Here is a 15,445-nt window from a genome sequence, read left to right on the forward strand (position 1 = left end):
ACCTCGGCCCCGCGCCATGAATAGATGCTTTGGTCATCATCACCGACGCAGCAGATATTCTTGCGTTTCTGCGCCAGCAATCGAAGCCACAGATATTGGACGGCGTTGGTATCCTGATATTCGTCGACAAGGATATATTTGAACTGCGCCTGATATTTTTCGAGGATGTCCCGGTTGTTCTTCAACAGGTTCAGGCCATGCAACAGCAAGTCGCCAAAGTCGCAGGCGTTCAATGCCAGCAACCGCGCCTGATACAGTGCATATATATGTTGCCCTTTGCCGTTGGCAAAAGCTTCATTGTCGGCGGCATCCAAATCGGCAGGGGATTTGCCCGCATTCTTCCATTTATCGAGCAAGCTCGCAAGTCCACGCGCGGGGAAGCGCTTCTCGTCCAAATCCTCGGACTGGATAAGCTGCTTTAACAGCCGAAGCTGATCATCTGTGTCGATGATCGTGAAGTTGCTCTGCAGTCCAATGACTTCGGCGTGGCGGCGCAGCAGTTTTGCGCCAATGCTATGGAAAGTGCCAAGCCACGGCATCCCCTCCACCGCTGACCCGACCATCGCCCCAATGCGCTCCCGCATTTCGCGCGCCGCCTTGTTGGTGAAGGTGACGGCAAGGATTTCTGACGGCCATGCTTGGCGCGTGTATAATATCTGCGCCATACGCGCAGTCAGCGCTGCCGTTTTGCCTGTGCCAGCGCCGGCCAGCAGCAGCAGTGGTCCTTCGGTTGTCAGCACAGCCTCACGCTGCGGCGGGTTTAACCCGCGCAACCAAGGCGGTTCCGTTTGCGACGGATCGGGCTGGACCATGATTTCTGACATATGCGAACAGTTAGGGAACGACGCGGCGAACTGCAAGCGCCGTTCGGTCACATGGCGGAACTATAATGCGCCGCAAGGCGCGCGCGCCGTTAATTGGTGGCAGGCCGTAATAATGTAAGTTTTGCTTTGCCGACATTGCGGACGGTGTCGATCGTGAAACCCTTCACATCAATATCTTCTTTTATGCTGGTTTCGACGCTGATCCAGGCAGATGGTGCGAACCAGCCAAAGCGGACCAATTTATCCAGCGCGACTGACCCGGCACCGCTCAAATAAGGCGGATCCATCAGCACAATATCAGCTGGCTTTATTGCGGTTCCTAAAGACAGCACTGAGGATTTTCGGACGTCGCTTTGGTCTTTTGCGCCAAGTTTGTTGATATTTACGGCAAGTGCGTCGAGCGCTAGCGCGTCATGCTCAACAAAGGTGCAGTGCGCCGCGCCGCGCGACAAAGCTTCAAGCCCAAGCGCGCCAGACCCAGCAAACAGGTCAAGGACACGCAAATCTTCAAACGACCCCAGCCGACTTGTCAGCATGGAGAACAATGTCTCACGCGTGCGATCAGCCGTCGGGCGGGTTGTGTCGCCTTTGGGGGCAATAAGCGGCCGAGAACGCCATTGGCCGGAAATGATCCGCATTATTTCAACGTCTTTCGAAATTCAATCAGGTCCACGCGGCGCACTTCGCCGACGGTGCCGGGGGCAAGCTCGCCTATCACAAACGGGCCGTAACGCGTCCGGATCAGGCGGCTGACTTCAAGTCCCAAATGCTCAAGTACCCTGCGGACTTCGCGGTTCTTGCCTTCGGTCAGCGTCATTTCGACCCAGCCATTTCGGCCCGTACGGCGTTCCAGATTGGCATCGATTTTGCCATAGGTGACGCCTTCAATCTCGATACCGTGAATCAGTTCCTCAAGCTGCTCCTGACTGACATCACCAAAGCAACGCGCGCGATAGGTGCGTTCAACACCAGTCGATGGTAATTCCATCTGGCGTTTGAATGCGCCATCATTGGTCAGCAACAACAAGCCTTCGGTGTTGAGATCAAGCCGACCAATAGGCATCAGGCGTGGCAGATCCTTTGGCAGAACGTCGTAAATCGTTTTGCGCCCGCTAAAGTCGCGCTCAGCGGTCAGGCAGCCTTCGGGTTTGTGGAACATGTAAAGTTGCGTTGGCGCGGGCTGACCCACGGCCTTGCCATCCACAGCGACCCCGTGCAGCGATTTCAGCAAAGTTGCGGGCGTTTCCACCTTTTCATTGTTCAGCGTTACCCGGCCATCGGCAATCATGCGTTCGATTTCGCGACGCGACGCAACGCCAGCGCGCGCGAGCAGCTTTGCAATGCGCTCTTCACCATCCTTACGTTCCAAAGCGCCCTTGCTAGGGCCTGCATTGGGGTTGGGTTTACGCGACGGTTTGCTGTCCCAACGCAGACGCGGTGGCTTGGCGGGGCGGGCAGGTGCTTTTGACGGAGGTTTAACCATATCCGCGCCTTTGACGCATATTGCTTCAAAAGTCACTGGCCATTCAGGAAAATCGATTTAGAGCGTGATGCTATAGATAATCGTAGCCCTGAGCTTCGTCGAAGGGCGCTTGTCGGCGGGGCGTGCTTTGAAAGGCTCAGCACTGCGGTTTGGAAGAATATCGTAAGGGGGCCAAATGTCAGTCGATTTGCTGCGTTTTATCATTTTCGCGGGTATTTTGCTCGCTCTGCCATTGATTGCGCTGACCGTTCCCGCTTTCCGGCCGTATTTGCGCAAAAACCCCGTCATTACGTTTCTGTTGGGCATTTCGAGCGGCTTTCCGTTGACTTTGCTTGTCGCGACAATGACATTTTGGTTGGCAAAGGTTGGTATCGACACCGCGACCATTGGTTTTGCGGTGGCGTTGGGCATTCCGTACACGATAAAATTCCTTTGGGCGCCGTTGGTAGACAAGCTGCATCTGCCGGTTTTGACCAAATTGTTCGGTCAACGTCGTAGCTGGTTGTTCTTCATCCAAGCGTTGCTGTTTGTTGCGATCTGGCAATTGGGCGCGACTAACCCACAACCGGGTGACATGGGGATGTTCGCGATTTGGGCGCTGATCACTGCGTTTCTATCGGCTACGCAGGATATCGTTATTGACGCCTATCGTATCGAAATTTTGGAAGAAGAAGAATTCGCGCATGGCACCGCGACAAACCAGTTTGGGTATCGCACGGGCAATTTGATTGCGGGCGCAGGGACCATCTATTTTGCCTCACAGGAGGGATTGGGTCTTGGCTGGTCTACGGCTTATGGTTTGACCGCATTTTGCATCATTCCCGCCATCATTGGCGCATTATGGGCGGGGCCCGGCAAATTTGTTGATCGTTTCGCCCATGTGGAGGGCATGAACCCGACGCAGTGGCTGACTGAGGCCGTAGTCAACCCGTTCCGAGAATTTTTGACGCGGCATGGCGCGTTCCTCATCCTTGGTTTTGTCCTTGTGTATAAGGTGGGCGATGCAATGGGGCAGGCTATGTTAAGCCCGATGATCGTTGATCTGGGCTTTTCCGATCTGGATTATATTTCCGCCAATAAATTATGGGGCTTCGGTGCGTTGATTGTGGGCTCTGCCTTGGGCGCGCCCTTCATCTTGTGGCTGGGCATGGGCCGCGCTTTGCTCATCTCGGGCCTGTTGATGATGTTCTCCAACATCATGTTCATGATTTTGGCCGCTACAGGTAACAATTACTGGATGATGGTGGCCGCCATTTGCACGGAGAATTTGACCAGCGGCATAGGGCTGACGGTGTTCGCGACCTATTTGTCGGGCCTGTCGAGTATCGCGTATACTGCTACACAATTTGCTTTGCTGTCGTCCTTTGCTGGCGTTGGGCGGACCTTCATGGCCGGACCGGCGGGCATTGTTGCGGAAAATGTAGGTTGGGTTGGCTTTTGGGGCTTCACTGTAGTTGCCGCCATTCCGGGCATGGTTTTGTTATGGCTGCTGTGGAGCAAAGGCTATGTCGTGCAAAGCATCCATCAGGTGGAGGCTGTCGATGAAAAGGCGTTGAAGGATCCGGTCGGGCCGATACGTATCCTTGGCTTCTTGCTGGTCGTCGCCGGTTTGATCGGGCTGCTGCTTTCGCAACCTTTAGAGTTCGCAAATGATATCACATGGTCGTTCGCAGCGCTGCTGGTCGCGGGCGGATTGCTGGCTTGGAAGGGACAGCCCAAAAGGGTAGCACAAGGCTGACTAAGCCCAACACAGCATTGTCATCCCCGCCTTCGCTAGGATGACACGGTTAATCAGGCACCTGATCGTTCAGGCGCAACACTTCGCCAGCCAGATAGAGCGAGCCGCAGATCAGGACATTGGCTGATGCTTGCTGCGCGGCCAACTGCCCCAGCGCGGTTTTAATGTCGCCTGATGCCCGTGCATCGGTGATTTGCAGTTTGGAACGCGCCACGTCGCACAATTCGCTTGGCGCATGATGTTCATGCCCCGGTATCGGTACGGCAATCAGCGTTTCAATTTTGTGTGCAAATGGCGTGAGGAATCCAAGCGCGTCCTTATTCTGCAACATGCCGATGATGACCTGCACTGGCGCGCCATTTTCCAATATTTTGGCAATCGCCGCGCCTGCGTCGGGGTTATGCCCACCGTCCAGCCAGATATGGGAACCATCGGGCAATAATTCGGTCAGAGGCCCTGCCGCCAGTAATTGCATCCTTGCCGGCCAGCGCGTCCATTCCATCGCGGCGGACAAGGCGGCTTCTGGAATGTGGATTGCCGTTTGATGCCGCAGCATCGCCACCGCCAAGGCGGCATTATCGGCCTGATGCGCGCCCGGCATGCGGGGCAGGGGCAGGTTCAACTTTCCAGCCGAGTCACGATAATGCAGGCGGCCATCATATACCGCCGCGTCCCAGCCTTCGCCGCGTGCGTTTAACACTGCGTTGTGCAAGGACGCTTGCTTGGCAACGGTGTTTGCCATCGACGCGCAATATTTCTGCGTCACTAAAGGCGCGCCAAACTTGGCAATGCCCGCCTTCTCAAAGGCGATGCGGTCCAGCGGCGGCATGTCGGGCAGCCCTTCTTCTGCTGCCAACAAAAACCCCTCATGATCCAAGCCGAGTGAAGCAATGCCGCAAGCGACAGGCTTGGCCAGAACGTTGGTGGCGTCTAACCGACCGCCAAGGCCCACCTCAATGATGCACGCATCGGCCTTCGTCCGTGCAAAGGCGCAAAAGGCAACAGCGGTGGTGACTTCAAAAAAACTCGCTTCCAACCCCTCTGCATGGTCAAGAACTTCGGACAGCAATGCGGACAAAGTAAAATCATCAATCAACCGCCCTGCGATGCGGATACGCTCGTTAAAGCGCACCAGATGCGGGCTGGAGTAGACATGGGCAGTCAGCCCCGCCGCCTCAATCGCACCACGCAGAAAGGCACAGGTCGAACCTTTGCCGTTGGTGCCGGAAACATGGAAGACGGGCGGGAGATGGTGATGCGGGTTGCCAAGCCGATCCAGCAAGGTTGCGATACGTTCAAGGCCCAATATGTCCTTGCCCGGCGACAGCATCGTCAGCCGGTCAAGCTGCGCCTGAACGGCAGGGTCAGTGGAGGTGGCGTGGTCAGGCATTCATCTTTTCCCCGACGACAACACCACGTCACCCTGAACTTGTTTCAGGGTCCATTGCGCGGCAAAAACGGGCGGCCTATGCGCAAAAATAGACCCTGAAACAAGTTCAGGGTGACGACGGGGTAGCATTACAACCCTTTCTATCAAGCCGCCTTCTTTTCCGGTGCGAGATAGCCGATGAGTTGCGACAAGACGTCGCGCAGGTCGTGGCGGTGGGTGACCATGTCGACCATGCCATGCTCAAGCAGATATTCGGCGCGCTGGAAGCCTTCGGGTAGTTTTTCGCGGATTGTTTGTTCAATCACGCGCTGTCCAGCAAAGCCGATGAGCGCGCCGGGTTCGGCAATCTGCACATCGCCAAGCATCGCATAAGACGCAGTTACGCCGCCTGTAGTCGGGTCAGTCAACACAACAATATAGGGCAGTCCTGCATCATGCAGCATTTGTATCGCCACGGTAGAACGCGGCATTTGCATGAGGCTCAAGATGCCCTCCTGCATGCGTGCCCCGCCGGCTGCGGTAAAGATGACATAAGGGCATTTGGCCCGGATTGCGGCCTTTACTGCGTCAATAAACGCCTCGCCCACCGCCATGCCCATGGAGCCACCCATGAAAGCGAAGTCCTGCACACTGACAACAACTGTCTGGCCGTCGACGTTGCCTTTGGCCGAAATCATCGCATCGGTCTCGCCAGTGGCAAGGCGCGCGGCTTTTATGCGGTCCGTATATTTTTTGGTATCTTTGAATTTCAACGGGTCTTCGCCAACGACGGGTGGGGGCAGCACGTTGTAACTGTCGTCATCGAACAGAGCCGCAAAGCGTGTCGCCGGACCAATGCGGCCATGATGGTCGCATTTGGGGCAGACCGATTGATTTTCCTCAAATTCGCGCAGGAAGATCATCGCCTGACAGCCCTTGCATTTGTGCCAAAGCGTTTCAGCGGTCTCGCGCTTTGTGATGAAGGGAATGGCGTTACGGACGCGGGTGATCCAGTTCATGTTCAGACCTTTCTGGCTGCAACAATGGATTGCTTTAAGGATGCCACATAATCGCGGACGGGGACAGCGGCGTTCGCGCCATGCTGCGCAACCAATTCAACAATCGCCGAGCCAACCACCACGCCATCGGCGACACGTGCGATGTTGGCGGCTTGTTCAGGCGTGCGGACACCAAAGCCCACGGCGATGGGTAGGTCGGTATGCGCTTTGAGGCGCGCGACAGCTTCATCAATGCTTGTCTGTGCGGCGACTTGTAAGCCCGTAATGCCAGCGACGCTGACATAATATAGGAAACCCGACGCCCCGTTGAGGACCGTGGGCAAGCGTGCAGCGTCCGTTGTCGGTGTCGCCAAGCGGATCAGGTCAATGCCTGCGCTACGCAAAGCAGGGCCGAGCTCGGGGTCTTCCTCGGGCGGAATATCGACGCAGATAACGCCATCAACGCCAGCCTTGTTGCATTCGGACGCAAACCAGTCGCCGCCACGGATCGTCATGGGGTTGGCATAGCCCATCAGCACCAAAGGCGTGTCGGGATGGCGTGTGCGGAAAGCGGAAGCGAGGGCGAAGATGTCTGCGGTTGTGGTGCCCGCGTTCAGGCTGCGGATATTCGCCTCTTGAATAACGGGACCGTCGGCCATTGGGTCGGTGAACGGCATGCCAAGTTCAATGACATCCGCCCCGCCTGCGACAAGTGCGTCGAGATTGGCGGCGGTGTCGCCGTCACCAGCGGTGATGAAGGCGACCAAAGCGGGGTGAGGTTTGGCGAAGGCGATGGAAAGGCGGGTCATTTTGCGCGCCGCTGCATGAATATTTCAAACCATATGGCAGTGATGCCAGCCGCTGCGACAATCAAAATGGGTGAGAGCAGGGGCAGTCGGGCGCCAGTGTAGCCGGATAAGTATCCGGATAAGTATGACGTAATGGCAATCATTACAAAGGCGCTGACTAAAAAGAAATTCAAAGACCGTTTTGTAACTAGCTGTTTCATATCTTCGTCCCCAGCGCCTCAGCCACAGTGAAGATATCCTTGTCCCCACGCCCACATAGATTGGCGAGGATAATCTGGTCGCGGTCCATCTTTTTGGCTTCGCGCTCAACGGCGGCAATCGCGTGGGCAGGTTCCAGCGCTGGAATGATGCCTTCGGTGCGGCACAGCAACTGGAACGCAGCGAGCGCATCCGTGTCGGTCACGCTGTCATACCGCACGCGGCCAATTTCCTTCAGCCAGCTATGTTCAGGGCCGATACCGGGATAATCGAGGCCAGCGGAGATCGAATGTGCCTCGGCAATCTGGCCGTCGGCATCCTGAAGCAAATAGGTTTTGTTGCCGTGGAGGATACCGGGGCGACCGCCCGCAAGACTTGCGGCATGTTCGGCGTCAAGGCCATGACCCGCCGCCTCAACGCCGAGCATCGCCACGTCCTTGTCGTCGAGGAACGGGTGGAACAGCCCGAGAGCGTTTGAACCGCCGCCAATGCAGGCGACCAGCAAATCGGGCAGGCGGTTGATGCGGCTCAGCATTTGTGCGCGCGCTTCTTTGCCGATCACGCTTTGGAAATCGCGCACCAATTCGGGATAAGGATGCGGGCCAGCCGCCGTGCCGATGATGTAGAATGTGTCATGGACATTGGCGACCCAGTCGCGCAGCCCTTCGTTCATCGCGTCCTTCAACGTGCCAGCGCCACTGGTCACCGGAATGATCTCCGCGCCCAACAGGCGCATGCGGAACACATTTGGCTGCTGCCGCTCAATGTCTTTTGCGCCCATGTAAATAAAGCAGGGCAGGCCAAAACGTGCGCAGACGGTTGCGGTGGCAACGCCATGTTGGCCAGCGCCGGTTTCCGCGATGATCCGCGTCTTGCCCATACGAATAGCAAGCAAAATCTGACCAACGCAGTTGTTGATTTTATGCGCGCCAGTATGGTTCAACTCATCACGCTTGAACCAGATTTGCGCGCCTTTGCCCGCTGGCGCATCCTTGCGGACTTCCTCGGTTAAGCGCTCCGCATAATATAGCGGCGATGGGCGGCCGACATAATGTTCAAGCAGATCATCGAACTGCGCAGCAAAGGACGGGTCCTGTTGCGCGGCGCGATATTCGCGCTCCAAATCCAGCACGAGCGGCATGAGTGTTTCGGCCACATAGCGCCCGCCGAACTGGCCAAAATGGCCACGCTCGTCGGGTTGGTTGCGAAAGGAGTTCGGGGTGCGTTCAGTGATTGTCATAGTCCCGCACCGCTTGGCAGAAGGCCGCAATCTTGTCCACATCCTTGATGCCGGGCGCAGATTCTACGCCCGATGATGTGTCCACCAGTTGCGCGCGTGTTTGGCGCAAAGCTTCCCTTACATTGTCGGGGGTCAGGCCGCCAGCAAGGCCCCAAGGGAGATTGTGTTTGTGCTCGGTTAGCAAGGACCAATCAAAACGCATGCCAGTCCCGCCGGGCAAAGCCTGTGCTGGCGCATCAAACAAGATGAGGTCTGCCGCATCGACATATTCATCTGCATTTTTGAGCGATGCGGCGTCCCGAACGCCAAAGGCTCTCCAGATTTCGATATCAACTGCGCTTTTCAGGACGCGGAGCCATTGCGCGGTCTCGGAGCCGTGAAATTGCACGATATCGGGCTTGATGACCTCAATCGCTTTGGCAGTGAGGCCGGGTTCTGCGTTCACCAGTAACAGGACGACCTTCAGCGAGGCTGGCGCGCGCATTCGCAGGGCGGCGGCTTGTTCTAATCCAACATGGCGCGGGCTTTTTTCAAAATGGACAAGGCCGATATGCGATGCGCCCGCTTTTGCGGCGGCATCAACGCTGGCTTCGGTGCTAAGTCCGCAAATTTTTATATGTGTGTTCATGCTCGGCCCAATAGCCGACACATTCCTTCCCGTCATGCTGAACTTGTTTTGGCTCTGCCAGCCTTCGGCTCCAGCATCCATCGCGCGACCGCGACCCACATTTCGTTAGGAAAGTGGACCCTGAAACAAGTTCAGGGTGACGAGAGGGACGGCGGCAGTTCGTTATGCCAAAACAAGTTCAGGAGGGCACGAATGAAGGAGCCGTAACTGCTAAAGCGAACCCATAATCGCGCGTGCAGCGTCGTCAGGGCTCTCTGCCTTGGTAATCGGCCTTCCGATGACCAATATACTCGCGCCATCGTCACGGGCCTGTCTGGGCGTCACAGTGCGTTTTTGGTCGGCGGCGGTTCCGCCAGTGGGGCGAAGGCCGGGGACGACGAAGAAACCATCCTTCCACGCCTTTTTTGCGGCTTTCACTTCATGCCCTGAACAGACAATGCCGTCGAGGCCAGCCTCTTGCGCAAGCGCGGCCAAGCGGGCGACTTGCAGCTCGGGGCTGTCCGATACACCCACACGGTTCAGGTCATGATCGTCCAGACTGGTCAGAACCGTTACCGCAACCACTTTGGTATGCAAGCCTGCAGCCGCTTTGGCATCCTCCATCATCGCGCGGCCACCCGCGGCGTGGATGGTGACGATGGCCGGTTCAAGCACGTTGATCGCCTGCATCGCCTTGGCAACTGTATTGGGAATGTCGTGCAATTTCAGGTCGAGGAAAATCGGTAGGCCCAGTTTCTGCACCTCATGCACGCCATGATGCCCATTGGCGCAGAAAAATTCTAAGCCAAGTTTTACCCCGCCAACCTGTCCCTTGATACGGCGGGTCAATTCCAGCGCGTCTTCCAGATAGGGCGTGTCGATGGCGACGAAGATAGGGTTGGTCATATCGAATCCACAGCAGTGTAAGCAGGGGGAGGAGAGGCTGGCGGCGGGAAGGCTGGTGTCCGCTGGTTGCCCTCAAGCGTCAATATGCGCCGCTTCATGCGCCAGATCTGTGTTCGGTGCACAAGGTATAAAGGCAAAAACCCAATCAGGAATGCGACAATGACTAAAGCTGGCAATTTCGTATCCAGGCGAAGACCGCCCCAAAGGCGGACCGATACAGGGGTCCAATTGTTAGTTGCGAACACAATCAACCCGACAATGATCGTCACCCAAATCAGCGTTTTTAGAAATCGCATCGCGCGGTCTCTCCTTTGCACGCATAGTTTAAGCAAACTTTCCCCCTTTGGGTAGGGGATAGTGCGTGTTTGTCACATGCGTTTCAAAGAAAGGAGTCGTGCTTAGCCAAACACCCGGTCGAAAATGGTGTCGATGTGCTTGAAATGATAATCAAGATTGAAACGATCTTCGATTTCTGACGCGGTCATTTTTGCGGTAACGTCCGGGTCGGCTTTCAGCAGCGCCATTAACGACTCTGCGCCATCCGACTCCCACACCTTCATCGCATTGCGTTGCACAATGCGGTAGCTGTCTTCGCGGCTAATCCCTGCCTGAGTCAGGGCCAACAGGACGCGCTGCGAATGAACAAGCCCACCCATGCGATCAAGATTCTTTTGCATCCGCTCTGGGTAGATCAGCAACTTGTCTATGACACCCGTCAGGCGGCCAAGCGCGAAATCGAGCGTTATGGTGGCGTCAGGGCCTATATAGCGTTCAACGCTTGAATGGCTGATGTCGCGTTCGTGCCATAAGGCGACATTTTCGAGCGCGGGTGTGACATAACCACGCACCATACGGGCAAGACCCGTCAGGTTTTCGGTCAAAATCGGGTTGCGCTTATGCGGCATGGCCGAGCTGCCCTTTTGACCCGGCGCAAAATACTCCTCCGCCTCCAGCACCTCGGTGCGCTGCAAATGACGCACTTCGGTCGCCAGACGCTCAATGGATGAGGCGATGACACCCAGCGTCGCAAAATACATCGCATGGCGGTCGCGTGGGATGACTTGCGTGGAGACGGGCTCGACGGCAAGGCCAAGCTTGGCAGCAACATGTGCTTCCACTTTGGGGTCGATATTGGCAAAAGTACCGACGGCGCCCGAAATCGCACAGGTCGCGATTTCGGCGCGCGCAGCGACCAGACGTTCACGGCCGCGGGCAAATTCGGCATAAGCTTGCGCCAGCTTCATCCCAAAGGTGATGGGTTCGGCGTGTATGCCATGGCTGCGGCCGATGGTGGGCGTGAACTTATGTTCCATTGCGCGCGTTTTGATGGCGGCCAGCAGCGCATCCATGTCAGCGAGCAACAGGTCTGTCGCCTGAGTCAATTGGACGGCAAGGCAGGTGTCGAGCACATCGGACGATGTCATGCCTTGATGCATGAAGCGCGCCTCATCGCCGACTTGTTCGGCAACCCATGTCAGGAACGCGATAACGTCATGCTTTGTAACGGCTTCAATTGCGTCGATAGCCGCGACGTCGATAACTGGGTTTGTTTCCCAATATTTCCATAGGGCTACGGCAGCGGTTGCGGGCACGACGCCAATTTGGGCTAGCGCGTCTGTGGCATGCGCCTCAATTTCGAACCAAATACGGAAACGGTTTTCCGGCTCCCAAATCTTGACCATGTCTGGGCGGGAATAACGTGGGATCATAAGAAACGCTTTCGGCTGATTTCGGGAGTCGTGGTTCCGTTAGCAGGCGGACCGTTAGGCGTCAAAAATGCAAATGGCACCTATCGTTGCCGAAGCACATTCCGGCATGAAATTACATTTAGCTGTGGATTGCTGAAATCCTTGCTTTGCGACTGCGGGCTGGCCCGCTATCGGCTCTTGCATGTCTGATATTGTTGATGCCCCAGCAGAAGATCCGTTCGACGCGATAGTTGATACGCCGTTTGATGCGGCCTTGTCGGAACGCTACCTGATCTATGCAATGTCAACGATTACGGCGCGTTCTTTGCCAGATTTGCGCGACGGGCTTAAACCGGTACATCGGCGTCTATTATGGGCTATGCGCCTGTTGAAGCTTGATCCAGCCAGCGGTTATAAGAAATGCGCGCGGGTCGTCGGTGATGTGATCGGTAAATATCACCCGCATGGCGACCAGTCGGTGTATGATGCGATGGTCCGCCTCGCGCAGACATTCTCCCTGCGGTATCCGTTGGTCGATGGGCAAGGCAATTTCGGCAATATCGATGGCGATAATGCCGCTGCTTACCGGTACACCGAAGCGCGGCTGACAAAGACGGCCATTGAGCTGATGAACGGGCTTGACGAAAACGCGACCGATTTTCGGCCAACTTATAATGGCGAAGATGAAGAGCCAGAGATCATGCCCGGCCTGTTCCCGAACTTGCTGGCCAATGGGGCAAGCGGGATTGCCGTGGGCATGGCGACAAGCATTCCGTCGCATAATGCCGCCGAGATTATTGACGCTGCTATGCTGTTGATTGACAATCCGCAGGCCAGTCACGAACAATTGATGGAAATTGTGCGTGGCCCGGATTTTGCGACCGGTGGCGTGTTGGTGGATAGCCCATCGGTGATCAGCGCGGCCTATGCCTCTGGCCGGGGTGCAATGCGTTTGCGCGCGCGTTTCTCAAACGGCTGGCAGGATGACAAAACATGGGAACCAACTGGCGTTGAAAAACTGCCCGGTGGCACATGGCAATTGGTTGTGTCTGAAATTCCCTATCAAGTGCAAAAGGGCAAGCTGATTGAGCAAATCGCCCAGCTCATTGCCGACAAAAAGCTACCCATTCTTGATGATATTCGCGACGAAAGCGACGAGCATGTGCGCATCGTGCTTGTGCCGAAAAGCCGCAATGTTGATCCCGAAGACCTGAAAAACGCATTATTCCGCCTGACCGATTTGGAAACGCGTTTCTCGTTGAACATGAACGTGTTGGATTCCGACCGCACGCCCAAGGTTATGGGCTTAGGCGAAGTCCTGCGGCACTGGTTGCGGCACCAGATAGACGTGATCGTCCGCAAATCCCAGCACCGGCTGGAGAAGATCGACGCGCGGCTGGAGCTGCTGCAAGGCTATATCATTGCGTTCCTTAATCTTGATCGCATTATCGAGATTATCCGTACAGAGGACGAGCCCAAGCCCGTCATGATGACGGAATTCCAATTGAATGACCGTCAGGCCGAGGCCATCCTGAACATGCGTTTGCGGTCACTACGCAGGCTTGAGGAAATGGAACTGCGGCGGGAGCTTGAAGCGTTAGAGGCCGAACGGGAAGATCTTGTAAAATTGATCGAAAGCCCGGCGCTCCAAAAGAAGCGTTTGAAGAAAGACCTGTCAACACTGCGTAAGAATTACGCCGAAGAAACGGCGCTTGGACGCCGCCGGACAAGCTTGGAAGAAGCAGGGCAGGCGCGCGAAATTTCGCTTGAGGCCTTTGTGGAACGCGAACCTGTGACCGTGATCATGTCAAAGCGCGGCTGGATCAAGGCGATGAAGGGGCATGCTGACCTCTCCGCACGCGCAGATTTCAAGTTTAAGGAAGGGGATGGCCCCGCTTTTGCCTTCCACGCCCAAACGACAGACAAGATCCTTTTTGCCACTGCACATGGCCGTTTTTACACCTTGGGTGCGGATAAGCTTCCCGGCGCGCGCGGTTTTGGTGAGCCTGTGAGCACGATGATCGATATTGAAGCCGGTAATGATATTGTTGCCGTTTTCCCGGCCGTTGCCGATGGCCGGATGTTGCTGGCTGCAACCACCGGAAAGGGTTTTATTGCGCGCATAAGCGACGTTATTGCCGAGACACGCAAAGGTCGCGGCGTTGTGACCTTGAAGCCCGGCACGCGGCTGAAAGTCGTCCGCCTCGCGCCGCCGGAAACTGCCGACGAAGCCGCTTTGCGCGATCAATATGTCGCCGTGGTGGGCGATAACCGGAAACTGGTTGTCTTCCCGATGACCGAAATTCCTGAAATGTCCAAAGGGCAGGGCGTTGCCTTGCAGCGGTATAAGGACGGCGGGCTTGCCGATGCCATTTGTTTCCGCATGAGCGAAGGTCTTAGCTGGGCGATGGGCGGCGACAGCGGGCGGATGCGGACCGAGAATGACATGTCGTTATGGCGTGTTGCGCGCGGTGCCGCTGGCCGATTGCCGCCGCAGGGATTCCCGCGGAACAATCAATTTGATTGATTGCGGTCAGGACCAAGTAAATTCACCTTCACGGCGTCAGAATTGCAAAGCGGCCTTAGTACCACTAAGCTTGGGCCTTGCCGCCTTGCACTGAACAAAACGGCTTCAAACCTAGCACGTGATACTTATAAGTTCACAGCCTAACTGGCCGCCTGATATTGCGTGCAGCCGCGGACTTACCTATGGTCCGGACATGACCATGATCTGGAACCCATCACCCAATTTCGGCGAGCGCAGTTTGCCCGTCAATATGCTTGTGCTGCACTATACCGGTATGCAGTCCGGCGCGGCGGCCATTGACTGGCTGGCGAACCCGGCGTCAAAGGTTTCGGCGCATTATGTGGTCGATGAAGATGGGCAGTTGGTGCACATGGTGCGCGAGGAGCAACGCGCGCAACATGCCGGATTGTCCTATTGGCGCGGCGTTACCGATTGCAACAGCGCCAGCATTGGCATTGAGATCGTCAATCCCGGCCACGAATTTGGCTATCGCCCGTTTCCTGAGGCGCAAATGGACACAGTGACTCGGTTAGTCGCAGAATTAGTCCGGACCTACAGTATTGAACCGCGCAACGTGGTGGGGCACAGCGATGTGGCACCGGCCCGCAAAGAAGATCCGGGCGAGCTGTTCGATTGGGGTCGGCTTGCCAAGCTTGGGCTTGCCATAAAGAGACCAAGCGCAAATCTGGTTGACCCCGGTTGGCCAGACGCTGCGTTCCTTTTGGCGTTGGAACGTTATGGCTATGGCATAACCGATGGCCGAGCGGCCACAGTCGCATTTCAGCGACGGTTTCGCCCCGAAAACATTGATGGGGTAATCGACGGGGAATGTCGCGCTATCTTGTTCAGCTTGCTCTTGGCTGTTGGCGGCAACTCTGTTATCTGACCGACGCCAGAGGGTTGGGCGATCGCCGCTTAGCGGGTAACTGCTAAGGGGAGGAAAGTCCGGGCTCCAGCGAGGAACGGTGCCGGATAACGTCCGGCGAAAGCAATTTTAGGGAAAGTGCCACAGAAAATAGTCCACCGCATTTCGATGCGGCCAGGTCGAAACGGTGCGG

General features: G+C 56.3%; 15 protein-coding genes and 1 other RNA gene. 4 read left to right on the forward strand and 12 right to left on the reverse strand.

Features of this window, described 5'->3' with window-relative positions; genetic code table 11:
* The 3 genes from Q0N43_RS11000 to Q0N43_RS11010 form a co-directional block, all read right to left on the reverse strand.
* A partial coding sequence (locus tag Q0N43_RS11000) for an ATP-dependent helicase (protein ID WP_295446334.1) occupies positions 1 to 812 on the reverse strand: 812 nt, incomplete at its 3' end.
* Positions 813 to 913: 101 nt separating this feature from the next.
* On the reverse strand, positions 914 to 1,462 hold the full coding sequence (gene rsmD, locus Q0N43_RS11005; RefSeq protein WP_295446307.1) for a 16S rRNA (guanine(966)-N(2))-methyltransferase RsmD: 549 nt from the start codon (positions 1,460 to 1,462) through the stop codon (positions 914 to 916).
* Positions 1,462 to 2,307, reverse strand: coding sequence for a pseudouridine synthase (locus tag Q0N43_RS11010; protein ID WP_295446309.1), 846 nt, complete (start codon positions 2,305 to 2,307; stop codon positions 1,462 to 1,464). Before Q0N43_RS11010 ends, rsmD begins: the two co-directional genes overlap by 1 nt.
* Positions 2,308 to 2,482: 175 nt before the next feature.
* Between Q0N43_RS11010 and Q0N43_RS11015 the strand changes: the two genes are divergently transcribed.
* The gene (locus tag Q0N43_RS11015) at positions 2,483 to 4,045 is read left to right on the forward strand and encodes an MFS transporter (RefSeq protein ID WP_295446311.1); all 1,563 of its coding nucleotides are present in this window, start codon (positions 2,483 to 2,485) and stop codon (positions 4,043 to 4,045) included.
* A 49-nt stretch (positions 4,046 to 4,094) separates the two neighbouring features.
* Here the strand turns inward: Q0N43_RS11015 and Q0N43_RS11020 are convergent, their stop codons facing one another.
* From Q0N43_RS11020 to purB, 9 genes are all read right to left on the reverse strand, one after another.
* Positions 4,095 to 5,435, reverse strand: coding sequence for a folylpolyglutamate synthase/dihydrofolate synthase family protein (locus Q0N43_RS11020; RefSeq protein WP_295446313.1), 1,341 nt, complete (start codon positions 5,433 to 5,435; stop codon positions 4,095 to 4,097).
* A 143-nt stretch (positions 5,436 to 5,578) separates the two neighbouring features.
* Complete coding sequence (gene accD / locus Q0N43_RS11025) at positions 5,579 to 6,433, reverse strand: acetyl-CoA carboxylase, carboxyltransferase subunit beta (protein ID WP_295446315.1); 855 nt, start codon at positions 6,431 to 6,433, stop codon at positions 5,579 to 5,581.
* Positions 6,434 to 6,435: 2 nt separating this feature from the next.
* Positions 6,436 to 7,221, reverse strand: a complete 786-nt coding sequence (trpA, locus tag Q0N43_RS11030; protein WP_295446318.1) for a tryptophan synthase subunit alpha — start codon at positions 7,219 to 7,221, stop codon at positions 6,436 to 6,438.
* On the reverse strand, positions 7,218 to 7,421 hold the full coding sequence (locus Q0N43_RS11035; RefSeq protein WP_295446319.1) for a hypothetical protein: 204 nt from the start codon (positions 7,419 to 7,421) through the stop codon (positions 7,218 to 7,220). The genes trpA and Q0N43_RS11035 overlap by 4 nt, the downstream gene beginning before the upstream one ends.
* Complete coding sequence (gene trpB, locus Q0N43_RS11040) at positions 7,418 to 8,659, reverse strand: tryptophan synthase subunit beta (RefSeq protein ID WP_295446321.1); 1,242 nt, start codon at positions 8,657 to 8,659, stop codon at positions 7,418 to 7,420. Before trpB ends, Q0N43_RS11035 begins: the two co-directional genes overlap by 4 nt.
* Positions 8,646 to 9,287, reverse strand: a complete 642-nt coding sequence (locus Q0N43_RS11045; protein ID WP_295446323.1) for a phosphoribosylanthranilate isomerase — start codon at positions 9,285 to 9,287, stop codon at positions 8,646 to 8,648. The genes trpB and Q0N43_RS11045 overlap by 14 nt, the downstream gene beginning before the upstream one ends.
* Positions 9,288 to 9,497: 210 nt before the next feature.
* Entirely contained in the window at positions 9,498 to 10,172 is a 675-nt protein-coding gene (gene pyrF, locus Q0N43_RS11050; protein WP_295446325.1) for an orotidine-5'-phosphate decarboxylase, read from the reverse strand.
* On the reverse strand, positions 10,169 to 10,468 hold the full coding sequence (locus Q0N43_RS11055) for a hypothetical protein (RefSeq protein ID WP_295446327.1): 300 nt from the start codon (positions 10,466 to 10,468) through the stop codon (positions 10,169 to 10,171). The genes pyrF and Q0N43_RS11055 overlap by 4 nt, the downstream gene beginning before the upstream one ends.
* A gap of 102 nt (positions 10,469 to 10,570) precedes the next feature.
* Entirely contained in the window at positions 10,571 to 11,881 is a 1,311-nt protein-coding gene (gene purB, locus Q0N43_RS11060) for an adenylosuccinate lyase (RefSeq protein ID WP_295446329.1), read from the reverse strand.
* Positions 11,882 to 12,062: 181 nt separating this feature from the next.
* Here purB and parC point away from each other — a divergent pair, with 181 nt between their 5' ends.
* The 3 genes from parC to rnpB form a co-directional block, all read left to right on the forward strand.
* The gene (gene parC, locus Q0N43_RS11065; RefSeq protein WP_295446331.1) at positions 12,063 to 14,387 is read left to right on the forward strand and encodes a DNA topoisomerase IV subunit A; all 2,325 of its coding nucleotides are present in this window, start codon (positions 12,063 to 12,065) and stop codon (positions 14,385 to 14,387) included.
* Positions 14,388 to 14,580: 193 nt separating this feature from the next.
* Complete coding sequence (locus Q0N43_RS11070) at positions 14,581 to 15,273, forward strand: N-acetylmuramoyl-L-alanine amidase (protein ID WP_295446332.1); 693 nt, start codon at positions 14,581 to 14,583, stop codon at positions 15,271 to 15,273.
* A gap of 6 nt (positions 15,274 to 15,279) precedes the next feature.
* Positions 15,280 to 15,445: RNase P RNA component class A (rnpB, locus tag Q0N43_RS11075), an RNA gene on the forward strand; the annotation flags it as partial.

This window comes from Sphingorhabdus sp. EL138 (assembly GCF_945882965.1).
In the GTDB taxonomy this organism is placed as follows: domain Bacteria; phylum Pseudomonadota; class Alphaproteobacteria; order Sphingomonadales; family Sphingomonadaceae; genus Sphingorhabdus_B.